The 23,038-nt window shown below is 47.4% G+C and carries 22 protein-coding genes; 11 read left to right on the top strand and 11 right to left on the bottom strand.

What is annotated here, in order from left to right:
• Positions 1-9: 9 nt before the first annotated feature.
• From ACQ4M5_RS16075 to ACQ4M5_RS16065, 3 genes are read right to left on the bottom strand one after another with little or no spacing between them, the layout of a single operon-like run.
• Positions 10-630 (bottom strand): chemotaxis protein CheC, encoded by a 621-nt coding sequence (locus tag ACQ4M5_RS16075; protein ID WP_430676652.1) that lies wholly within the window; start codon positions 628-630, stop codon positions 10-12.
• Positions 630-1,019: a response regulator gene (locus ACQ4M5_RS16070; RefSeq protein ID WP_430676651.1), complete on the bottom strand. Its 390-nt coding sequence runs from the start codon at positions 1,017-1,019 to the stop codon at positions 630-632. Before ACQ4M5_RS16070 ends, ACQ4M5_RS16075 begins: the two co-directional genes overlap by 1 nt.
• Positions 1,020-1,027: 8 nt before the next feature.
• Positions 1,028-1,390: an IS1/IS1595 family N-terminal zinc-binding domain-containing protein gene (locus ACQ4M5_RS16065; protein ID WP_430676650.1), complete on the bottom strand. Its 363-nt coding sequence runs from the start codon at positions 1,388-1,390 to the stop codon at positions 1,028-1,030.
• Between the two features lie 244 nt (positions 1,391-1,634).
• Between ACQ4M5_RS16065 and ACQ4M5_RS16060 the strand changes: the two genes are divergently transcribed.
• The 5 genes from ACQ4M5_RS16060 to ACQ4M5_RS16040 all read left to right on the top strand — a co-directional run bounded on the left by ACQ4M5_RS16060 (position 1,635) and on the right by ACQ4M5_RS16040 (position 7,731).
• Positions 1,635-3,740 (top strand): chemotaxis protein CheA, encoded by a 2,106-nt coding sequence (locus tag ACQ4M5_RS16060; RefSeq protein WP_430676649.1) that lies wholly within the window; start codon positions 1,635-1,637, stop codon positions 3,738-3,740.
• A 4-nt stretch (positions 3,741-3,744) separates the two neighbouring features.
• A complete protein-coding gene (locus ACQ4M5_RS16055) occupies positions 3,745-4,206 on the top strand; it encodes a chemotaxis protein CheW (RefSeq protein WP_430676648.1) in 462 nt (153 codons plus the stop codon).
• Positions 4,196-5,581, top strand: coding sequence for a methyl-accepting chemotaxis protein (locus ACQ4M5_RS16050; RefSeq protein WP_430676647.1), 1,386 nt, complete (start codon positions 4,196-4,198; stop codon positions 5,579-5,581). Before ACQ4M5_RS16055 ends, ACQ4M5_RS16050 begins: the two co-directional genes overlap by 11 nt.
• Before the next feature lie 264 nt (positions 5,582-5,845).
• Entirely contained in the window at positions 5,846-6,910 is a 1,065-nt protein-coding gene (locus tag ACQ4M5_RS16045) for a protein-glutamate methylesterase/protein-glutamine glutaminase (RefSeq protein WP_430676646.1), read from the top strand.
• On the top strand, positions 6,907-7,731 hold the full coding sequence (locus tag ACQ4M5_RS16040; RefSeq protein WP_430676645.1) for a CheR family methyltransferase: 825 nt from the start codon (positions 6,907-6,909) through the stop codon (positions 7,729-7,731). Before ACQ4M5_RS16045 ends, ACQ4M5_RS16040 begins: the two co-directional genes overlap by 4 nt.
• A 436-nt stretch (positions 7,732-8,167) precedes the next feature.
• On the opposite strand, the gene ACQ4M5_RS16035 is transcribed toward ACQ4M5_RS16040, so the two are convergent.
• A complete protein-coding gene (locus tag ACQ4M5_RS16035; RefSeq protein WP_430676644.1) occupies positions 8,168-8,992 on the bottom strand; it encodes a Ycf66 family protein in 825 nt (274 codons plus the stop codon).
• Between the two features lie 268 nt (positions 8,993-9,260).
• Positions 9,261-10,178 carry an NAD-dependent epimerase/dehydratase family protein gene (locus ACQ4M5_RS16030; protein ID WP_430676643.1) on the bottom strand — a complete coding sequence of 306 codons (918 nt, stop codon included), beginning with the start codon at positions 10,176-10,178 and terminating at the stop codon, positions 9,261-9,263.
• 134 nt (positions 10,179-10,312) lie between these two features.
• Here ACQ4M5_RS16030 and ACQ4M5_RS16025 point away from each other — a divergent pair, with 134 nt between their 5' ends.
• The gene (locus tag ACQ4M5_RS16025) at positions 10,313-10,681 is read left to right on the top strand and encodes a nuclear transport factor 2 family protein (protein ID WP_430676642.1); all 369 of its coding nucleotides are present in this window, start codon (positions 10,313-10,315) and stop codon (positions 10,679-10,681) included.
• Positions 10,682-10,768: 87 nt separating this feature from the next.
• Here the strand turns inward: ACQ4M5_RS16025 and ACQ4M5_RS16020 are convergent, their stop codons facing one another.
• The 6 genes from ACQ4M5_RS16020 to acpP form a co-directional block, all read right to left on the bottom strand.
• The gene (locus ACQ4M5_RS16020) at positions 10,769-11,002 is read right to left on the bottom strand and encodes a hypothetical protein (RefSeq protein ID WP_068380776.1); all 234 of its coding nucleotides are present in this window, start codon (positions 11,000-11,002) and stop codon (positions 10,769-10,771) included.
• Between the two features lie 28 nt (positions 11,003-11,030).
• A complete protein-coding gene (locus ACQ4M5_RS16015; protein ID WP_430676641.1) occupies positions 11,031-12,158 on the bottom strand; it encodes an EamA family transporter in 1,128 nt (375 codons plus the stop codon).
• A gap of 122 nt (positions 12,159-12,280) precedes the next feature.
• Complete coding sequence (locus tag ACQ4M5_RS16010) at positions 12,281-12,487, bottom strand: type II toxin-antitoxin system HicB family antitoxin (RefSeq protein WP_430676640.1); 207 nt, start codon at positions 12,485-12,487, stop codon at positions 12,281-12,283.
• A gap of 294 nt (positions 12,488-12,781) precedes the next feature.
• On the bottom strand, positions 12,782-14,791 hold the full coding sequence (gene tkt / locus ACQ4M5_RS16005) for a transketolase (protein ID WP_430676639.1): 2,010 nt from the start codon (positions 14,789-14,791) through the stop codon (positions 12,782-12,784).
• 168 nt (positions 14,792-14,959) lie between these two features.
• Positions 14,960-16,213, bottom strand: a complete 1,254-nt coding sequence (fabF, locus tag ACQ4M5_RS16000) for a beta-ketoacyl-ACP synthase II (protein WP_430676638.1) — start codon at positions 16,211-16,213, stop codon at positions 14,960-14,962.
• An 89-nt stretch (positions 16,214-16,302) separates the two neighbouring features.
• The gene (gene acpP, locus ACQ4M5_RS15995) at positions 16,303-16,554 is read right to left on the bottom strand and encodes an acyl carrier protein (RefSeq protein WP_430676637.1); all 252 of its coding nucleotides are present in this window, start codon (positions 16,552-16,554) and stop codon (positions 16,303-16,305) included.
• 282 nt (positions 16,555-16,836) lie between these two features.
• Here acpP and ACQ4M5_RS15990 point away from each other — a divergent pair, with 282 nt between their 5' ends.
• The 5 genes from ACQ4M5_RS15990 to mltA all read left to right on the top strand — a co-directional run bounded on the left by ACQ4M5_RS15990 (position 16,837) and on the right by mltA (position 23,012).
• Positions 16,837-17,721, top strand: coding sequence for a CoB--CoM heterodisulfide reductase iron-sulfur subunit B family protein (locus tag ACQ4M5_RS15990; protein ID WP_430676636.1), 885 nt, complete (start codon positions 16,837-16,839; stop codon positions 17,719-17,721).
• A gap of 76 nt (positions 17,722-17,797) precedes the next feature.
• Positions 17,798-19,183 carry a protein kinase domain-containing protein gene (locus tag ACQ4M5_RS15985; protein WP_430676635.1) on the top strand — a complete coding sequence of 462 codons (1,386 nt, stop codon included), beginning with the start codon at positions 17,798-17,800 and terminating at the stop codon, positions 19,181-19,183.
• Entirely contained in the window at positions 19,180-20,190 is a 1,011-nt protein-coding gene (locus ACQ4M5_RS15980) for a PstS family phosphate ABC transporter substrate-binding protein (RefSeq protein ID WP_430676634.1), read from the top strand. Before ACQ4M5_RS15985 ends, ACQ4M5_RS15980 begins: the two co-directional genes overlap by 4 nt.
• A 179-nt stretch (positions 20,191-20,369) precedes the next feature.
• The gene (locus tag ACQ4M5_RS15975) at positions 20,370-21,794 is read left to right on the top strand and encodes a glycosyltransferase (protein ID WP_430676633.1); all 1,425 of its coding nucleotides are present in this window, start codon (positions 20,370-20,372) and stop codon (positions 21,792-21,794) included.
• A 57-nt stretch (positions 21,795-21,851) separates the two neighbouring features.
• Positions 21,852-23,012 (top strand): murein transglycosylase A, encoded by a 1,161-nt coding sequence (mltA, locus tag ACQ4M5_RS15970; protein WP_430676632.1) that lies wholly within the window; start codon positions 21,852-21,854, stop codon positions 23,010-23,012.
• Positions 23,013-23,038 lie beyond the last annotated feature (26 nt).

The following is a 23,038-nucleotide window of genomic DNA, read 5'->3' as shown; positions in this document are numbered from 1 at the left end:
TCCCACGACTTACGAAGAAATAACATTGATCTCTTGGTCAATGCAACTCAATAGCTCATCGAAAGAAGCTAGTTCAAAAATCAGAATAATATCCCCGACAATTTCAAGCTGTGCTATCTCAAATCTGGCTTGTGCGAGTAAAAAAACAGTCTCGTAAGCAAAAGATTGATTCGCGGCTAAAAGCTGATAAACCGTATCTTCAGAGTAAGTCGGTAACGTATAAGTCATCTGCCGCTTGAGCAAATTACTAATCGATCCCAACACTCCATTAATCACAATATTCCCAACTTCAGTCAAGGTTCCGATTTTCACGGCATCCAGGTCAGGAGAATTAGAATCTTCACCTGTGAGCAATGCGACAAGTGCCGAAGCGCTTTCAGTTGGAAAGACTAATTCAGCACTGCCACTAAAGCTACCTGAAAAGTTTAATCTCACCGCTGCTAACCGATGACCGTTAAACTGTCCGATTAGTTCTCGCTGCAAAGCTTCGCCTTTAAAGACTTGTAACGTAGGAACCGAAAGCGCGATCGGAGATTCGACCATTTCGTTCAACATCGCTGCCGATCGACCGATTCCAATGTTAATAAATTCTTGCAGCGCATCTAACTGTTCATCGGTGATGAGAGACATTAAGGATTCGCTCCTTCTCGCTGCAACAGTTGTCGAATTGTTTGGCGAACTTGATCTTCTTTAGCAGGTTTATTGATAAAGCTCGTCGCTCCAAGTTCGATTCCCCGTTGATGAGAAGTGTCTTGAATGTCTGCACTAATAATGGCGATCGGGATCATTTGGTCTTGCTCTCGTAAGGCTTGCAAGAGTTGAAATCCGTCGATATCGGGCATCAGTAGATCAGTCAGAATGCAATCGGGTTGATGCTGCTGCACCATTTCTAAAGCTTGCTGTCCGTTTGCGGCTTCGATGACTTGACATCCTTCTGCCTCAACATATTTCCGCAACATTCGCCGGGAGAATGCTGCATCATCCACAACCAGTACCAGCGTTTTACCTGCATCGTTCACGTTGTTTTCTAACCTTTTTTTAAGTCGCGATTTTCATTGTGATTGATCGTCTCAAATTCTTCCATGTCGAACCAGTCGGAACTGTTGAGATCCACCGTTTGAATCCACGAGAGGATCGTGGTGTGGTGAATCTTTGTGAGTTTCTCGATCGTTCGAGCACTCATGCCACTAAAATACATCCGGAGACACCGCTGTTTGGTGTGTTCAGGGTATCGCAACTGCTTGTAAGAAGCCAAAAATTGCCGCCCACAGTGTTTGCATTTGTAGCATTGAACTTGATTGCGATGTCCATTCCGCTGAAGTTCCGTCGAACCACATTCTGGACATTCCATCTCAATTTCCACTTTCAAATGATCATTAGTGTTCAGCATCTCCCTCTGTCCACACGTCTACCTTGAGATAGATTCTGAATAAGACGCGCCCTTCGTAGGATAGCAATAGCAAACTTACTATAGCAATCCAATTTGAGTTGTAAGATTCGGGAAAGCCCCCAAACCCCCAATTCTGGGGGCTAAGACTCTTGTCCCCCCAAACTTGGGGGCTAGGGGGCGAGATCAACCGTGCAACTTACAACTAATTTAGGATTGCCATAAATCTAGTATTTGGAGAGAATGTTTGAGCGCGATCGATGCTGAAGATTTACAAGTCTTTCTGCTGGAGAGCTATGAAATTCTCGCTGAATTCGAGCAGACTGTACTGAACTTAGAGAAAAGTACGCTGGATGCTGAACGGCTAAATCAACTGTACCGCGCCTTACATACGATTAAAGGAAATTCTGGGTTTATTCCGTTTCCGAAGCTTGAAGCGATCGCTCATGCAGGAGAAACTTTATTAGAGAAAATTCGCTCGACTCATGCTCAAATTTCACCGGATATTTCATCGGTTTTACTACAACTGATCGACGCAATTCGCCAGATTCTAGATTCGATTCAAGCCACGCAAGCGGAAGGCGATCGAGATTATTCGAGATTGATTGCAAGTCTAACTTCACTGTGTCCTGAAGATGCACCGAATCGATCGGAGCGCGTTGAAGAGATTGAATCGACTGCGACTGCGCTTGATCCAACGATTCGAGTCCAGGTGAATGTGCTGGATCATCTAATGAATCTAGTCGGAGAACTGGTGCTTGTTCGGAATCGTGTATTGCAACTGACCACCCAGAATCAACATTCCGAACTACTCTCTGCTTGCCAACAAATTAATCTCATCACGAGTGAGCTACAAGAAAGTGTGATGCGAACTCGAATGCAGCCCATTAGTACACTTTGGCGCACTTTACCTCGATTTGTGCGAAATGTTGCTGTGACATCGGGTAAAGAAGTAGAGCTTACTTTTGAAGGCGGAGAGACAGAACTCGATCGAGCAATTATCGCAGCAATCAAAGATCCGCTCACGCATCTGATTCGGAACTGTATTGATCATGGAATTGAGCCACCGAATGTCAGGCAACGAGCGGGAAAAGCTCCTCAAGGTCATTTAGTTCTGAAGGCTTCACAACAAAACGGAACCGTGATCATCGAAGTTCGAGACGATGGTGCTGGAATTGATATCGAGCAACTTAAATCGCGATCGCAGCAACTCGGATCAATCACTGCGACTCAATCTGCCTCAATGAGCGATCGAGAAGCAATGCGATTAATCTTTCAGCCCGGATTTTCCACTGCAACCGAAGTTACTTCTCTATCCGGTCGAGGCTTCGGGATGGATGTAGTGCGCCAAAATCTTGAAACGATTAGTGGAACAGTCGAAGTTGATAGTCAGCTTAGACAAGGAACACTCTTTCGGCTGAGATTTCCGCTGACTCTAGCAATTATTCCTACTTTACTGATTACTAGCGGCGGTGAACAGTTTGCGATTCCTCAATCGAGTGTTCAAGAACTGATCCGAATCGAGGGCGAACTCGATCGATTGCTTGATGTCTCGGTCTATCGACTGCGCGGCGAAATTTTACCGATCGTGAATCTGGCTTCGGTACTGCAATTGTCGATCGTTCAATTTGAAGTACTTTACTGTGTGGTCATCGAGATCGATCACTATCGATTTGGATTGATTGTGGATGCAATTGAAGATACTCAAGACATTGTGGTAAAACCACTCAGCAAGCAACTGAGAGCGCTTGAAATGTTCGCAGGTGCAACGATTTTAGGAGATGGAAAAGTTGCTTTAATCTTAGATGCGGCTGGACTCGCTCGATTGGCGAACATTCAACCTCAACCGCCGCAACTAGCAGCAACAACGAACACAGAAGCAAGCGATCGACCTTTGATTCTGATCATTCGCGGTGTTCAAAATGCTCGAATGGGAATTGTGCTGAATCACGCAACTCGATTAGAAACGGTGCAAAGTTCTACGATCGAGCAAGTCGGAGAACAATATCTCATGCAATACCGCGTGTCTTTTGGAGAAGCAGAAAGCAACGATCGTGTGATTGTTCTAGTCGATTTACAAGCGGTGTTTACTGGAGTGCGCCGTACATTAGATCAGTTTGATGAAACTATCTCGATCGTTGTGGTTGAACTGAGCCGCGATCGCACAATCGGAATCATTGTGGATGAAATTCTCGACATTGTTGAGGAACCACTCACAGCAACCGGAGCCGCCATTCGTCCGGGTTCTCAATGTTACGCCACAGTACAAGGACAGATCACAGAGATTTTAGATGTGAATGCGATCGTGGATCTGGCGAATCCCTATCGCGCTCCAGAACTTTCAAGGAGGTAACTTTGTGAAACAGTTCTGCACTTTTTACCTCAATCAATTTTATTTCGGAATTGCGATCGAAGATGTGCAAGAGATCATTCGACAACCGCCCCTTACCCGCATTCCATTCGCGCCCCCGGATGTGTGTGGCTTGATTAACCTACGCGGACAAGTGTTACCCGTGGTCGATTTGCCCGGTCGAATTGGACTACGATCGACCCTCTGTAGCTTAGAAACAACCTACAACATCATTGTGAATACGATCGATGATACCGTTAGCTTCACTGTAGATGAGCTTGGAGATGTGCTGGAATGTTCCAGTGAAACATTTAATCCACCTCCAGCGAATTTAGATGCTCATCTACGATCGTTCCTAAAGGGTGCATACCAACTTGAGCAAGATTTTCTCCTCGTTTTGAACACCCCCAAAATTCTAGAATCCCCGCTCACCCATTCTTTGGAAAAAGGACAGTCCGATGGTTTCTAACTCCACCTCAAAATCAGCCCAACAGTCTGATTCAGCCCTTAAAGCCCAGATGCAGCTTCTTCTTGAAGCAATCAAAGCTGCTAATTCTGGCGATCTCACCGTTCGACTCGATGAAGACAGTGAAATCGCACAAGAATTTAATCAATTGATGACTCGCAATCAAACGATCGCAGAAGGCATCGACGAAACCAAACAAGTCTTAGGCGCGATCGCTCAAGGAACTTTGTCACAACGAATGACGAATGAGCAATTTGCTCTGAGTTCGACTGTGAACGACTTGATCGATCAACTTCGCGCCTACATTCGTGAACTCAAGCGAGTGATCGGTGAAATCGGCACACATGGAAACTTAGGCGCGATCGCAACCATTGAGGGCGCATCTGGAGTTTGGGAAGAGCTGATCGCAGACATTAACGATATGTCTGGCGAAATCACGCAGCAAATTCGCAGCATTGCCGATATTGCTCGTGCGATCGCAGACGGCAATTTATCAACTCAAATCGAAGCGGAAAACGTGGGTGAATTTCAAACCCTCACCAGCAGTGTGAATCAAATGATTCAGAACTTGCAAAACTCAATGGCACAAGTCACAGAGATTGCCACCACAGTCGCGACCGCCTCTGAAGAACTCACCGCAGTCAGCCGCGAAATGACCGGAAACGCAAGTCAAACCGCAGAACAGGCTACAACTGCCTCAGCCTCAGCGGAACAAGTCAGTCAAAACGCGCTCACCGTTGCAACCGCGATCGAACAAATGAACGCCAGCATCCGAGAAATCGCCAAGAGTGCGGCTTCCGCTGCGATCGTTGCGACTGATGCAGTGAAAACCTCCGATCAAACCAATGCCACGATTACCAAACTCGGTCAAAGCAGCATCGAAATCGGCAAAGTAATCAAAGTGATTACCTCGATCGCACAGCAAACGAATCTTCTCGCGCTCAATGCCACGATCGAAGCGGCTCGTGCGGGAGATGCTGGACGTGGATTTGCGGTGGTTGCCAGTGAGGTCAAAGCACTTGCCAAAGAAACCGCTGCTGCAACCGAAGACATTAGCCAACGAATTGAAGCGATTCAAACCGATACCACTCAAGCCGTTGATGCGATCGCTCAAATCTCAACCGTGATCAATCAAATCAACGATATTCAAACCACGATCGCATCCGCCGTAGAAGAACAAACCGCGACTGCGAACGAAATTGCTCGAAATGTGGCAGAAGCCGCGAAAGGAACTTCAGAGATTGCCAAGAGCATCGGAATTGTGGCGCAGAATGCTCAAACTACAACCACAGGCGCGAATAATACGGCTCAAGCTGCTACAGAACTCGCACAAATGGCAGTTAATTTACAAATGATCGTCGGTCAATTCCGAGTTTAGATGCGCCTTACGGTGTACGTCTATCATAGGTTCACTATGCTACAGTACACTCTAAATTTCTTCGATCGAGGTGATGTGCTACTCGCCAATAGACTTGCTTTGAAAATAGAGTTTCATGCCTGAGTGTGACCGTAATCTCGGTCAAGTCGTCTCTTGCGTGAATCCGAAATGCCCACCGAATTCTATTCGCCCAAGCATTCACTTCGAGCGACATCAATCACGGGAATCTCACTTAATAAGTAGCAATTATTCAGCTTTAAAATCATGAAACCGATTCGCGTTTTGATTGTGGATGATGCCGTGATGGTACGCAGTCGGTTGAGTAAAATTCTTAGCATGGATGCCGATATCGAAGTAGCAGGAGTCGCTTCATCTGGACGAATTGCCCTCGCAAGATTACCTCAACTGATGCCCGATGTGGTGATTCTGGATGTCGAAATGCCAGACATGGACGGGCTGCAAACTCTAGCCCGAATTCGTCAGAGCGCTCCACATCTCCCAGTGATTATGTTCAGCGTCATGACCACACGAGGCGCGATCGCAACTTTGGATGCTCTCTCTCTAGGTGCTTCAGACTATGTGCCAAAACCGAATCGGTTAAATGATATCGAGGAAGTCACTGAATATCTCCAAGAGACACTCATTCCTAAAATCAAAGCGTTCAGCCAAAAAGTTCCACGCCCTTCAAAGCTCATTTCTGCAATTCCTGTTCATCAGCCTCGATCGCTGGCTGAAATTGTCGCGATCGGCGTTTCGACTGGGGGACCCAATGCGCTCTCAGCTTTATTATCAGAACTACCGATTGATTTCCCAGTCCCGATCGTGATTGTGCAGCATTTACCTTCTACGTTTACAAAACTGCTGGCTGAACGACTTACCACAAAATCGCCTTTGCCTGTTCATGAAGCGATCACAGGTGCAGCCCTTTCACCGGGTACGATCTGGATTGCTCCAGGCGACTTCCATCTGCGAATAGAACAAACTCCATTTAGTGAAAAACTGGTTCTAGACCAGTCACCGCCGCAAAATTCTTGCCGTCCTTCAGTCGATGTATTATTTGAATCAGTCGCAGAAGTGTATGGCGATCGCACTTTAGGAATTATTCTGACCGGAATGGGACAAGATGGGCTACGAGGATGTCAACTGATTCGCGATCGTAACGGTCAGATTCTTGCACAGGATGAAGCGAGTAGTGTGGTTTGGGGAATGCCGGGATATGTTGCGAATGCAGGGTTAGCAGATGCAGTTTTGCCCCTGGATCAAATCATGTCTGAGATGCTTCAGCGAGTGAGCTATCCCGCAGATTCGATTCGGAGGACAAACCAATGAGCATTCCTCCGTTTGATTTTGAATATTTGCGTCGATTAGTGCAGGAACAGTCTGGAGTCGTTCTAGAACCACACAAGGATTATCTGGCTGTGCTTCACCTAGAGCGCGTTTCTGAGAGGGCAGGCTATGACTCTATGAACAGTTTTATTGAACACTTAAAGAGGAGTTCTTTTAGTGATTTGCACCTTCAAGCGATCGAGGCGTTAGTGATTAATGAAACTTCTTTTTTCCGCGATCGCGATCCGTTTGAAATTCTAAGATCCTCAGTTTTTCCCACTTTAATTCAATCGCGCTCTAGCAGTCGTGCGATTCATATTTGGTGTGCAGCCTGTTCGACCGGACAAGAACCGTACAGTATTGCAATGCTGATTCGAGAAGCGTTTCCAGAACTTGCAACCTGGACGATTCGATTAATTGCGACTGATTTTTCTAAACAAGCTCTCGATCGTGCTCAACAAGGAATTTATACAAATCTGGAAATCAGCCGAGGATTGCCGTCGAATTTTCGCGATCGTTATTTTCGGCAAGTTGGTCGATCGTGGCAAATCAGTTCTGAGATTCGCAAAATGGTGGAGTTTCAAGAACTCAACTTGATTCAGCCTTGGAATTCGCTGCCTCCGATGGATATTATTTTTCTTAGAAATGTTCTGATTTACTTTGATTTAGAAACAAAGCGCTCCGTCTTCGATCGAGTTCAGCAAACCCTACAGCCGGATGGTTATCTGTTTCTCGGTGGCGGTGAAACAACGCTGTATTTGAATTCGCGATTTGAGACCATTCAAACCACGATGGGACTGTATCACCGTTTACGGAGCGCTTAAGGGAGTGTTTAAGAAGTAATCGTTTATCACATTCACCCGCCCGGAAATGAATCTCCGGGCTAATCGGGGGAAGCCCACTAAACTGGGCTAAGAACTCCGTATTACTCTCTTAAAAGATGTTTGAAAAGGAATCGTTCATCGCCTCAATCGCCCCTCGAATGGAATTCGGGGCTATCGGAACAAAGTCTGTTGAAACAGACTGAAGAGGATCTGACGACTGGCTTTCAGTCCCCTTTAGTGGACTTTCTCCGATAGACCGTGATTTCCAATCACGGGCGGAACGCGATCGCAGTGAAGCATCTTTCTATACTTTTCAAACATCCTCTTAGCCCGCTTCAGCGGGGTTTCCTCCATTAGCCCGGAGATTCATTTCCGGGCGGACTGGCAACGCAGCAAAGCCGCTTTTTATACCTTTTCAAACGTGCTCTAAAGTCAGCTACGCAGGTTCAGGCGGATCAGAAGGCAAATTTTTCTCTTCCGCATCTGCGATCGCAGTTTCTACTTCTTCAACAGTCGGTGGATGTGGCGGAACCGCCTGCGGTTGACTCGCTTCAAATTCGACTTCTTCCAAGACAATCTCATCCGCTGTACAAGTCGATTCCGAAGCGCCATCTTGATCGATCGCAACCGTATTCGACTCGATCGCTTCCTCAGCCGCTACAATGTCCTCTTCAAAGTTAAAGGCATCGTCGGTTTCTTCACGAAACTCTTTCCGAACATAAACTTCAGTGTTCTTTTCAGGCTTTTTGAACATACTGCCGATCGCAGTTCCAACCGCGCCAATTTTGCCCATCACATCCGGTTTTGCAGCCTCCGGAGTCGGATTGCCAAAGTCTTCCCGCTTTAAAGGCTGATACGGTTCAGCAGGCGGAGTTGCAGGCTGTTTATTCAACAGAGCTTGAGCACGATCTTTCACCGTGGCAAATGTTTTCTTCCCTTGCTCCACTACTTTCGCCGTATTTTCCGAGGTCACAACCTCATCAAACTTCGATCGCAGTTCGGCTGTCGATGGGGTGTAACCGAGTCGAGAAGTCAGCGATTGATAGCCAAACCAACCGATCAGTGAAACACTGGCAATCTGTCCTAATAACACTGCGCCTGTAATGCGATCGGCACAAATCCACAGCACTAACGCATAGAACAATCCCACACCGGAAAGTACGAGATCGCCTTTACGATAGATTTCTGGGTAAAAAAAGGCGGACATATACAGCCCAAAGCTGCCTAATGCGATCGCCAATGCTAAAAGATATGTCAGCATCTTCGCTGCTCCCAACTCGGAAAAACTACTCTAAATGTACTCTGAACCGCTAACCCGCGAAGGTAGGGTTAACAGAACACAATCAAGCCGAGATTATGATTTCGCTGCGGTTGAATCGGCTAATGCCCCCTAAATCCCCCAAATTTGGGGGACTTTGAAGGTTGAAAGTGCCTTGGAATTCGATAAATTTTTCTTGCTCAAAGTCCCCCAGAATGGGGGATTTAGGGGGCACAACTCCCCATCAACGAAGCGAAAAATTCCCAAAATATCAAGCCAAGATCTGATCATCCAATGTGAAATCGATCGCAGCTTGATCCCGTCCACTCTTCAAGTAGTCGTTCTGGTAAGAATCTTTCAGCCCCGGAACCAGATCAAATTCTGGCTCCCAATTGAGTTCGGTTTTCGCCTTGTGAACATCCGCAAAGAAATGTTGAGTCCGCATCGGGAACGCTTTCTTTTTCCCAAAGTCAAATTGTTTCGGATCGTAATGCACGATCTTCACTTCTTTGCCAACCGCTTCCCCACAAGCACGAGCAAGCCCATCAAAGGTGACTTCCCGATCGCCCGAAACGTTATAAATTTGCCCGATCGCGCTTTGATTTCCCAACACGCTCGCCATCGCTGCCGCTAGATCTTGAACGTGTCCAAATTGTGTAAAATGCTGTCCATGTCCAGGAATCGGAACAGGTCGATCGCGCACAACTCGATCGAAGAACCACGCCTCTAAATCGTTATAGTTCTGCGGTCCATAAATATAAGTCGGACGAATCGACGTAAACGGAATTCCCGTCTCAGCTAAATAAGATTCCGTGTCATGCTTACCTTTGTGCCGACTTTTCGGATCAACTGCATCGCCTTCGACGTGCGGCATTTGATCGGATTTAAGATACACACCCGCCGAACTCATATACACAAAGTGTTGAATCCGATTGTTGAACAATTCCGCTAACGGTTGCGTATCACTCAATTCGCGTCCATTGTTATCAAAAATCGCATCGAACTCGATCGACTTCAACTGCTCTAAATCGGTTGCACTGGTACGATCGCCTTTAATTTGCTTTACGCCTTCCGTGGGAGCAGGTTTATTACCTCGATTGAACAGTGTCACCTCATGCCCTTGAGCCACCAAAAGCCGAGTGAGATAGACCCCAATGAATCGAGTCCCGCCCATAATCAGAATTCGCATACGGAAAGCGCTCTTTACGCAACAATTTCTAATCTTAGAGTGAACCCGTCCCCGCACGAGAAGATATATCTTGAGGTCACTAGCAGTCTGGGTATTAGGTTTAGTACCGTAAATTCAGATTTGCTAGAAGCACTATGATCTCGATCGACGGAATTTCACACCCCACGATTCTGCAATACTTTGAAACGCTGAATGCTGGTGATTTTGATGCAACTAGCGAACTCTTCGCGATCGACGGTGCAATGCAACCTCCATTTGAGCAACCGATCACAGGACGAGATGCGATCGTGACCTATCTCCAAAAAGAAGCACCTGGTTTAACTGCAATCCCGCAATCTGGAATCTTTACTGAGCAGGATTACCAAATCACAGGCAAAGTACAAATGCCAATGTTCGGAGTGAATGTGACTTGGTATTTCGTACTTGATCAGAACCATGAAATTACTTTTACGCGAATCAAGCTGAATGCTTCACCGCAGGAACTCGTGAAGTTACGCCAATAGATTTAGGGACAAGCAAATCTTGATTGATTCCCCAACTTTTGATCGATCAGAACGTGGGTTGATCGCCACGTTCTTTCCTTTTGGAATTTATGCGATCGAGGTCATGGTAATTCCCATTACGCCCCAAGCCCGGAAGAATTCCCGATACAGTTCTTTTGCAGCTTCACTCAAATCTCCATCAGGAGCAATTTCGCCACCTGTGATAAAAGTTCCGCGATCGCTTTCAAAACACAATCGCTGCACTCCCGATTCATCCGTTTGAATCACTAATCTGCCGTTTGCTAACACTTGCCCCGATCCACTCGACACCGAAAATCGCATCGTTTACGCCCGATTAACACCTTTATTATTATGCCGACTTTGCTTTCCTCATTCGTTCCAAACTCAGAGCAGTAACGCCGATCGTCACGAGTAAAATTCCTGCAATCTGAATCCAATCGAGTTTTGTCCGAATGATCAATGCAGCTAAAACGGCAGTCAGAACGGGTCCACTCGAAGCCACGATCGAAGCCTGCGCTGCTCCCATGTATCGCACTCCGAAGTTATTCGCCAAATAGCCCACTAAAGTGAATGCCCCCAAAACCAATCCACCGCCAAAGAATCCAATTCGCGCTTCAGGCAAAATCGAAACACCCAGCGAAATCGGTAAACACAAACTAAAACTCGACAGCACCAGAACTGTAAGAAATTGCACCACACTCACGGGAACCGGATGTACTTTCCGAAATCCAATTTGCATCAAGATCAGATACAACGCAAACGCAATTCCTGAGAAAACTGCTGTAACCACGCCTCCACCAATTTTCGCGGCTCCCAAACTCGGAAGGGCAGTCAGCACAACACCAATCAGAATCAAAGACATGACTGCGATTCTTAACCGAGTGGGTCGATCGTGAAACAGCCACCAAGCCAGTGGAACCGTGATCAGCGGATACATAAAGAGAATCGTAACCGCCGCACCGGGACCAATTTGGGCGATCGCAATATAAATCAAAACCTGCGACAAAAACAGAAATGCTCCACTGCCCATAATGCTGAATAATGGACGACGATCGCGCAAGATCAATCGCTGCAAGTCTCGCCACGCTGGAGGATAGAGAAATCCCGCAATCCCAATCATCAGCGGGACAACGACGAGCATTCGTAACCAGAGAATTAGCAAAGAATTACCGATCGTGGGTTGAATCAATCCGCCGATCGAGAAGAGTCCGAAGAGATTGACCCGTTGCCCGATCGTAATCCGCACAATCACGTTATGAATCGACAGTGCCAGGGTCGAAATCAAAATTAGCCACAATCCTAATTTGGCTTTTGAGAGTTTTGGTTCTCGTGATTTGAGGATCGTGTATTGCGATCGCAGTTCCTCCACCTCTTTTTGGAGTTGTGCCTTCGTCGCTTGCAGGTCTTGAATTTCCTGCAATTCGGCATTTTGGTCAGATTGGCTTGGTAGAGGGTCACACGAGTGCGATCGATCCATGAGAGTTCACCCTTTGTTCAGCGGTCACAAACTTCATAAAGTAGTGTTCCCTATAAAGAAGTGATGAACCCATTTTTTAGAACTTAAAACGAAAAAGCCTCAAAACCTTTTCAGAGATCAATTTATGCTTCCACGTATTTGCACAGTGTCGTTAGTTCAGGAATAGGCAATCCTTCTTCTCGCATTCCTTCGAGATGAAACTCGATCGCTTCTTGGATTTGCTGTTCGACTTCTTCAAGTGTCAATCCTGTTGCTACACAACCAGGAAGATCCGGCACGTATGCTGAGTAATTTCCAGGTGCTTTTTCAATGACGACTGCGTAGCGCATTGTTCTTCCTCTTCAGAGTCTTCCGTGAATTGAGCTTGCCTCAGAATATAGCAGTAGAAGTTTAGATGAGGACAGGCTCGGAATTGCCCCCAAACCCCCAATTCTGGGGGCTTAAGACTCTTGCTCCCCCAAACTTGGGGGTCGGGGGGCTTGCTCGAAGTGTTCTGACTGAAATAAGTACGGTTATATCAGTTTAATCACTTCACGAACTTTCATGGCTTACCACATCCCACAAAAAAGCCCCCAGAATTTTCTGAGGGCTTGCAATTTATCACTCAAAGCAAAATTTGCGAACTATTTGCCCATCACAGCTTTCGCACGATCGACAACATTTTCAACGGTGTAGCCGAATTTCTTCATCGCTTCACCACCCGGAGCCGAAATACCAAAGCGCTCGATGCTGATCATGTCGCCTTCGCTGCCCATGTATTTCTGCCAACCAAAGCTCGAAGCCGCTTCAACCACGAGGCGTTTTTGGTCTGCTTTCGGGAAAATCGTATTCTTGTAAGCTTCGTCTTGCTCCTCGAACAGTTCCCAGCAAGGCATCGATACGACGCGGACTTTGTGACCTTCTGCACGAAGTTTTTCAGCAGCGGTGACACAAAGACTGACTTCGCTTCCGGTTCCAACCAGGATGATATCGGGCAGATCATCGCTACCAGAAAGGATGTAAGCACCACGCGAAACAGCATCGATCGAGCTTCCATCCAAGTTCGGTAATGCTTGACGAGTCATTGCCAACAGTGAGGGCTGATGACGACGCTCCATTGCGATCTTGTACGCGCCAGAGGTTTCGTTACCATCAGCGGGACGGAAGACTAAGAGATTCGGAATAGCTCTTAATGATGCGATCGTTTCAACAGGCTGGTGGGTTGGTCCATCTTCACCCAATGCAACCGAATCATGAGTCATCACATAGATAACTCCAGCTTGCGACAGTGCCGAGAGGCGAATCGCTGCTCTCATGTAGTCAGCAAACACCAAGAAGGTCGCACAGTAAGGAATCAAACCGGAATTGTGTAAAGCAATCCCGTTACAGATTGCACCCATCCCGTGTTCCCGCACACCAAAGCGGAGGTTACGGTTTTGGTACGAACCTTTCTGGAAATCACCGAAACCTTTGAGCAAGGTCAAGTTCGAGTGAGTCAAGTCAGCCGAACCGCCGATCAGTTCGGGAACAACTTGCGCGATCGCATTCAAAGTCTTCTCAGAAGTTTGACGAGTCGCCAACGCTTTGTCTTCCGGCGTGTAAGTCGGTAAAGCCTTCTCCCAACCTTTGGGAAGTTTGCCGCTCAACATCCGCTCGAATACCGCTGCATCTTCGGCATACTTCGATTTGTATTCCGCGAAAGTTGCGTTCCATTCTTCTTCGAGTTTTGCACCGCGCTCGATCGCTTTACGCCAGTGGTTCAGCGCATCTTCGGGAACTTCAAACGGTTCGTAATCCCATCCGAGGTTTTTCCGAGTTGCCGCAACTTCATCGCCGCCCAGTGCAGCCCCGTGAACACCTGCGGTATTCGCTTTATTTGGTGAGCCAAACCCGATCGTGGTTCTCACTTTGATCAAGGTTGGTTTGCTGGTTTCTTTTTTCGCAGTTTCGATCGCTTCTTGAATCGCTTGGAGGTTCGTATCGCCATCAGGCACGACTAAGACTTGCCAGCCATACGCTTCGTAGCGTTTGCCGACATCTTCGGTAAAGGAAACTTCGGTGTCGCCATCGATCGAGATGTGATTATCGTCGTACAGCGCGATTAGTTTGCCGAGTCCTAAGTGTCCAGCCAGCGAACACGCTTCACCAGAAACGCCTTCCATGTTGCAGCCATCGCCCATGATCACATAAGTGTAGTGATCGACGATCGTAGAGTCAGGCTTGTTGAATTTTGCCGCAAGGTGCGCTTCCGCCATTGCCAAACCGACACCGTTACAAATCCCTTGACCCAAAGGACCTGTCGTGACTTCAATTCCAGCGGTTTCAAAGTTTTCCGGGTGTCCGGGAGTGCGCGATCCGAGTTGGCGAAACTGTTTGAGGTCTTCGAGCGTGACGCTATCAAATCCAGCGAGATACATCAATGCGTATTGCAGCATCGAACCGTGACCAGCGGACAGAACAAAGCGATCGCGATTGAACCATTTCGGGTTCTTCGGATTGACCCGCATGAACTTGTCCCACAGAACAAAGGACATCGGAGCCGCACCCATTGGCAAGCCTGGGTGTCCGGATTTTGCTTTTTCAACACCGTCGATCGCTAAAAAACGAATCGAATTAATGCAAAGTTCTTCGAGTGACTGGGCTGCAACGACCATGATTTCTGTAAAGAATGAACGACGATTGGACAATAACGGAACGAACGTGAATACCTGGTTCCATTATGAAGACAAATAGGTAAAGATACCTAATCAGAAAAAACTATCGAGGATCGGGAATTCGATAACGGCTTCCTAATAATCCTCGATAACGGTAGACAGTTCAAGCTAGGGAACAAACTTTTTGAATGCTAAAGTCACGTTATGTCCACCAAACCCGAACGAGTTCGAGAGCGCCACATTGACAATACGATCGCGGGCTTCATTCGCCACGTAATCTAAGTCACACTCTGGATCGGCTTCGACGAGATTGATTGTCGGAGGAACGCGATCGTGTTTCATCGCCATCACGGTCGCGACCGCTTCAATTCCACCCGAACCGCCAAGCAAGTGTCCTGTCATGGATTTCGTGGAACTAACGAGAATTTGATGAGCGCGATCGCCCAGTGCAGTCTTAATTGCCATCGTCTCATTCGGATCGTTCACAGGCGTACTCGTACCGTGAGCGTTCACATAGTCCACCTGATCCGGGGTCAAATCGGCATCTTTCAAGCAGAACTGCATTGCTCTGGCTGCATCCTTTCCGCCCGGAGTCTGACTTGTAATGTGGTAGGCATCGCAAGTGACACCATAGCCGACAATTTCTGCGTAAATCTTCGCGCCACGAGCGAGAGCGTGTTCCATTTCTTCGAGCAGCAGAATGCCTGAACCTTCACCCAGAACGAAACCATCGCGATCTTTGTCAAATGGGCGACTCGCATGAGTTGGATCGTCATTTCTGAGCGAAAGCGCTTTACATGCAGCAAATCCAGCGACTGCCAGCGGAGTGACAGCGGCTTCCGTTCCACCGCAGATCATCGCTTGAGCATATCCACGTCGAACCCATTGGAAGGCATCACCGATCGCATTTGATCCTGCCGCGCAAGCCGTCACAGAACAAGAATTTGGACCTTTCGCACCAATATGAATCGCGGTTAAACCTGCCGCCATGTTCGCGATCATCATCGGAATCATAAACGGACTACAGCGATCGGGTCCTTTGGTCAGATTCACTTCTTGCTGATCTTCGAGGACTTTCAAGCCACCGATGCCCGTTCCGATCAAGACTCCAACCTGTTCTGCGTTTAGATCCGTGATTTTGAAATTCGCATCTTCGAGCGCTTGTTTGGTCGCCGCGATCGCGAATTGACAAAAGCGATCCATCCGTTTCGCTTCCTTGCGATCCATATACTGATGCGGATCAAAACCTTTCACTTCCGCTGCAAAACGGCAATCATGCCGAGACGCATCAAACAGCGTAATCGGACCAATTCCGTTCCGTCCCGACATTAAGCCGTCCCAATATTCAGACAGCGTATTGCCGATCGGTGTAACGGCACCCAGACCTGTAACAACGACGCGCTTATTTACCGAATTTGTCATGATGTCCAAAAAAGAAAGGGAGTAGGGAGTAGGGAATTAGGGAGTAGGGGAGGGTTTCGCGCTGGCTCCTGACTCCCAACTCCCGCTCATTATGCGGATGCTGCAACTTTTCCGCTGATGTAGTCCACTGCCGATTGTACGGTGGCAATTTCTTCTGCCGCTTCGTCGGGGATTTCGATGTCGAATTCTTCTTCAAGTGCCATGACTAACTCGACGGTATCGAGTGAATCTGCACCTAAATCATTGGCAAAACTCGCAGCAGGGACGACTTTCTCGGTATCTACGCCGAGTTGTTCTGCGACGATTTTCTGGACTTTATCAAAAATTTCAGTCTCGCTCATATTTCCTCTTGGGTTGCAGCAGCAACAAATCTCACTAAACGAAAGAACTCAGCCGATATCTTGGTGTTTGTCACGATACGGTTTTGAGCATTTTTTCATCTTAATCCGAATTGTGAATACACTCATCAGATTGAAGGATGCGGAAAATATTTTGCCACGATTCTGTAATGAATCTCGATTTTGAAATTTTTGGTATCTGAATAATTAAAGTCAACGACAAAACTCGCCAGGGGTAATGATTCGGCAGTACCATCAAAGGCGAACGCTTCTCTACAGAATGTTATGGCACTGAAGTACGCTTATTTTCCCGGTTGTGTGGCGCAAGGAGCCTGCCGCGAGTTGGATCAATCGACCAAAGCGGTAACGCGATCGCTGGGGATCGAGTTGATTGAACTGAAAAAAGCTTCTTGTTGCGGATCGGGAACGTTCAAAGAAGATTCGCAACTGCTCGAAGATACGGTCAATGCTAGAAATATCGCGCTGGCTGAGGAATTGAACTTGCCACTTTTAACGCATTGCAGCACTTGTCAGGGCGTGATCGGGCATGTGGATGAACGTTTAAAGTCAGCGGATTCTGATTATTTGAATCAGGTGAATGGATTTTTGAAAAAAGAAGGCTGTTCTCCCTACAAAGGAACGAGCGAAGTTAAACATTTACTTTGGGCATTAGTCGCAGATTACGGATTAGAAGCGATCGCCGAAAAAGTCACAAACAAACTCTCTGGTTTGAAGTGCGCTGCATTCTACGGTTGTTATCTATTGCGCGGTCAAGATCGCCCCTACGATGATCCGTTCAATCCGAAATCGATGGAGAATTTGTTTGAAGCGATCGGAGCAACTCCGATTTATTATCGCGGTCGAACTCAGTGCTGCGGATGGCCTCTTTCCAGTTACGCGACTGAGCAATCCTTTAAAATGGCGGGAACGCATATCGAAGAAGCGATCGCGGCTGGAGCGGATTGTATTGTTACACCTTGTCCGCTGTGTCACTTGAATTTAGATTCTCGTCAGCCCGAAGTCGAGCAAGTCATTGGAAAATCGCTCGGTTTACCTGTGCTGCATTTGTCGCAACTCGTAGCACTCGCGATCGGCGTTTCTCCGAAAGAATTGGGACTCGATCGACATATTGTTTCGACTCAACCTGTTCTCGCAAAACTGGCACGATAGAGAATTCTTGATACATAATGCCACTGCTCGACAGACTGAGTTAATTTAGACCTAAACGCCCCGAAATCAGGAATTTATGCAGCTACACTGCACTCGTCCGAGTTGTGCCCGTCCGCTAAATCATCAACCGGATCTAGATGATCCGAGTGTGTTGAAATCGGTTTCACAAAAATTCTGTACGTGCTGTGGAATGCCGCTGATTTTGGCAGGGCGATATTTGCCGATGAGACTGTTAGGAAAAGGCGGATTCGGGGCGGCATTTCTGGGACGCGATCGCTATACTCCAGGATTCAGACAGTGCGTCGTAAAACAGTTTCAGCCTTCGGGCAATCTGAGTCCAACTCAACTCAAAATCGCACAGGATTTATTTGAACGAGAAGCCGAAGTTTTAGAACAACTAGGACGTGAACATCCACAAATCCCGGATTTATTTGCATTTTTCGAGTTAACAGTTCCAAACTCTCAAAGTGGAAAAGACGAAAAATTTTTCTACCTGGTTCAAGAATATATCGACGGACAAACGCTCGAAGAAGAACTCGCACAAACCGGAAGATTTCCAGAAACAGAAATCCTAAAAGTGCTGGAACAAGTTCTAAGAATCCTAGATTTTGTTCACGAAAACGGTTCAATTCATCGGGATATCAAACCCTCGAATATTATTCGTCACAAAAACGGACGATTCTATCTACTCGACTTTGGTGCGGTGAAATTTGTCACAAAAGCCGTTGGACAGGCACAAAGTTCGACCGGAATCTATTCTGCCGGGTTTGCCCCTCCAGAACAAATGTCAGGTGGTCAAGTTCTGCCCTGTAGCGATCTGTATGCGCTGGCAGTCACTTGCTTAATGTTATTCACGAACAAAGCCCCACAAGAATTGTTCGATAGCTACAACAACGTTTGGAAATGGCGCAACTACGCTCAAGTCAGTTCACATTTGGCAGATGTGCTCGATCGAATGTTGCTTCATGCTCCCGCAGATCGCTATCAATCCGCCACTGAAGTTCTAGAAGCGCTTTCCCCCAAACCCGTTGCGCCGCCGATCGCTCCACCTCCGCAAAAAGTCGCACCTCGTCGCCAAATCACGCTCCCCCAATTTTCAACGATCGAGCTTTTGAGCAGTGCCTTATTTACCGGATTCGAGAGCGGAATTATCGCGATCGCGCTTGTAAGTTTACTTGGGACGACGTTGATTAGTGCTGGATTCTGGGTCGTGTTAGTTGCAATTCTGATTGCTGCACAACTGGCGCGATTCATCGAAAAAGTTGATTTCTTAATTCTGGCAATCATTTCTCTTGTCATCGTGGGAGTTGTCAGACAACTCAACTGGGCAGGGGCATTTATCATTCAGGCGGGACATCCGTTTTTGAATATCTTGGTGATTGCTGGATTTACAGGATTAATCACACTCTCGATCGCGATTCTCTTTCGTCTGATTTATAAACTCGTCTCTCGATTCTTATGACACAAAAAAATGAAACGCCCGCTTTACTCATTTCGTTGTTAGTGACAGGCAGTTTAATCGGTGCGGGAGCTTGGTGGCTGACTCAGAGATCAGGCGTGAATTTGTCGATCGCTCCATCTCCTCAAGCTTCAGTGACCGCAGATAGTCCAACCGTGGATTGGTCAAACGTGCAAAACGTTCCATCTGGAATTTTTAACTACGGTGGCAGTACCAGTTGGGCACCTTTGCGATTGAGTGTCGATTCGGCTCTACAAGCTGCCCGTCCTGAATTTCGGTTGCGCTATGTTGATCCCGCAAGCGGTGCACCCAGTTCAGCCTCTGGCATTCGGATGTTGCTCGATGGTCAGATTCAACTTGCTCAATCCTCACGTCCGGTCACACCCCAAGAACAGCAAGAAGCCCAGCAAAAAGGATTCAGCCTGAGAGAAATTCCGATCGCCATTGATGGACTTGCGATCGCGGTTCATCCTTCTCAAACCGTTTCGGGTCTGACGATCGATCAGCTTCGCCAGATTTACACAGGTCAAATCAAAAATTGGGACCAAGTCGGCGGCGCAAACTTACCGATCACAGCGTTTGCACGTGATAACATTTCCAGCGGGACATTTGCAGAACAAGTTCTGGAAGGACAAGCATTAGCTTCAACGACTCAGATCGTGGCAAATACAACCGAAGGACTCCGCAAGTTAAGCGCCACCCCAGGCGGAATCTATTTTGCTTCGGCTCCCGAAGTGGTTCCCCAATGTACAGTGAAAGCGATTCCGATCGCCAGAACGACTCAATTCGTTGCTCCCTATTTGGAACCGATCGCCACTTGTCCGACGCGCAATCAACTCAACACCAAAGCCTTTCAGAATGGAACTTACCCGCTAACTCGAAATCTCTCAGTGATTGTCAAACAGAACAATGGCACTGAGCAAAAAGCGGGTGAAGCCTACGCGAATTTGATGTTGAGTACACCCGCTCAAGAAGCGATCGCAAAAGCAGGCTTTGTCCGAATTCGCTGAAGTAAGAAACGGCACGTCTCAAACACCTTCTTAAGCTGAACTCGTACTCAGCCCAAAGAATTCGGCGAAAAACCGCGATCGCAAGGTAAGCTGTCAGAGTGTGAAAACTTTACGATTCGAGCTGAATCTTTAGCGACACACCATACAAGAAAACTTTTGGGTGTTAGACCTTGCAACCTATGTCCGAAAATTCCTGGCAAGAAAATGATTCGTTCCCTGAGCTTGAAGCGTTGGCAGCATTGGTAACAGAATTACCCGACCCGGAAGATCCAAAGGTGTTTCGGGGATTTGAAGGACGCAGGAAAAAGGCAGCGATCGTCTTTGCTTTGATTTGGACTTGTACGATCGTGTTGCATCTAGTCACCTGGGGTTATTGGTTGATTCTAGGTCTAACGACACTGATGAGTTTTCATGCGGCGCGGTTAGTTTTGGCGCGTCCGTGTGAGTTGCCGAAATCGATCGACGATGATGCGATCTTTCCGATGGTGTCGCTGATGGTGGCAGCCAAGAACGAAGAGGCTGTGATCGGGCGATTGGTCAAAATGCTGTGTAGCTTGGATTACCCTAGCGATCGCTACGAAGTTTGGGTGATTAACGATAACAGCAGCGATCTCACGGCTGAAATTTTGGATCAGCTTGCAGAACAGTATTCGCAATTAAATGTGTTTCATCGTCCCGCGAATGCAGGTGGCGGAAAATCTGGAGCGCTTAATCAAGTATTGCCGCTGACCCGTGGCGAATTTCTAGCAGTGTTCGATGCGGATGCTCAGGTGGAAAGAGATTTCTTGCGGCGCGTTTTGCCTGTGTTCGATCGAGGGGATGTTGGCGCAATTCAAGTGAGAAAGGCAATCATTCAATCTGAACCCGAAGTTGGCTCAAAAGATGCGAAGAACTTCTGGATTCAGGGACAAAGAGCAGAAATGGCGCTAGATGCGTTTATTCATCAACAAAGAGCCGCGATCGGGGGATTGGGTGAACTGCGCGGAAATGGTCAATTTGTTCGCCGTGAAGCTTTGATCGATTGTGGAGGCTGGAATGAAGAAACGATTACCGATGATTTGGATCTAACGTTCCGCCTGCATTTGCATCGTTGGGACATTGAAGTTGTGACTGAGCCTGCGGTTTACGAAGAAGGAGTGACGAGTGCGATCGCGCTTTGGCATCAAAGAAATCGCTGGGCAGAAGGCGGTTATCAACGCTATCTCGACTATTGGCGCTTGATTGTTCGCAATCGGATGGGAACTCGCAAAACGCTCGATCTAGCGATGTTCTGGATGCTTCAGTATGTAATGCCGACTGCTGCAATTCCTGATTTTCTGATGGCTGTGTTGAGACATCGAATGATGATCACCAGTCCGATTTCTGCGATGACACTGTTTCTGTTTTTGTTTAGTGCGATCGGCGGATTGCGACGAGTTCAACGACTCAAGAGTGCCGATCATCTGACCGTTCTAGAATGGGCGACGCTGATGGTACAAGGATTGCGTGGCGCGGTTTATATGCTGCACTGGTTCGCGATCGTTTCAACCGCAACGCTGAGAATGTCGATTCGTCCTAAACGATTGAAGTGGGTCAAAACGGTTCATCGCGGCGTAGACGATTAGCGGAACTTGCACCTGGTTTTTCGAGTCGATTGCGATTGCTTAGATCCGAAACAATACATGAAACGATCGATTATTCTCAGTTTGCTATTTCTCGGTGCTCCAACGGTTTCGATTGCCCAACCCAAACCGATTACGGCTCCTGCACCTTTGCCGCTCAAATCAACGACTGCTCCAAGCGTGATCGATGATCAGATTCTGCGCGATCGTCAATCGATGCTAAGCGCGATCGACCACAGCTTGAAGTATTTAGAAACTCCGAAAGCAATTCAAGCTTATGCGAAATATCCAGTTAAAACGATTACACGCGATCGGGTGATTCGCAGTCTCAGACGATTTCGGCAACTCCTCACAACTGCGCGATCGGGATCTGCTTTATCTAGGGCGATCGCACGAGAATTTGTGTTCTATCAATCGATCGGCAAAGACAATAGAGGAACGGTTGCTTTTACAGGGTACTTTGAGCCAGTTCATACTGCCAGCCGCACTCAAACGGCGGACTATCGCTATCCGCTTTACGCGCTTCCGAGTGGATTCTCTCAATGGAGCAAGCCTCATCCGACGCGATTGGAACTGGAAGGAGCCGACGGACTGCAAGCCAGCAAAGGAAAATTACGCGGCTCAGAACTGGTCTGGATGCGCGATCGCTTAGAAGCCTTTCTGATCCAAGTGCAAGGGTCAGCACGATTAAACCTCACCAATGGATCAACAATGACGATCGGAGTCGCAGGATTAACCGATCAGCCCTATACCGGAATCGGACGAGAATTAGTCAAAGACGGCAAGCTAAAGCTCGAAGATCTGAACTTACCGAATGTGTTGAAGCATTTCAAGAACAATCCTCAAGACTTAAATGTTTACCTCCCTCGCAATCGACGGTTCGTATTCTTTAGAAATACCTTCGGTGCGCCTGCTTTGGGAAGTTTAGGAGTTCCAGTCACCGCAGATCGATCGATCGCGACTGATAAATCTTTGATGCCGCCGGGTGCTCTAGCACTGATTCAAACTCAACTTCCAATCTTGAATCGTCAGAAACAATACGAACAACGATCGGTTAGCCGCTTTGTCCTAGATCAAGATACAGGCGGTGCAATTATTGGTGCAGGTCGCGTCGATATCTTTACTGGAACTGGAACGCAAGCAGGCAGCGAAGCTGGATTAATCAACGCAACCGGACAGCTTTATTATCCGCTTTTAAAGAAATATAGCGATCCTATTTGAGTCGTAAACATTGGAAAGAGTGGGGG

The organism is Leptolyngbya sp. AN10 (assembly GCF_050565645.1).
In the GTDB taxonomy this organism is placed as follows: domain Bacteria; phylum Cyanobacteriota; class Cyanobacteriia; order Leptolyngbyales; family Leptolyngbyaceae; genus Leptolyngbya.
This window is presented reverse-complemented; position numbering and strand designations above follow the sequence as displayed.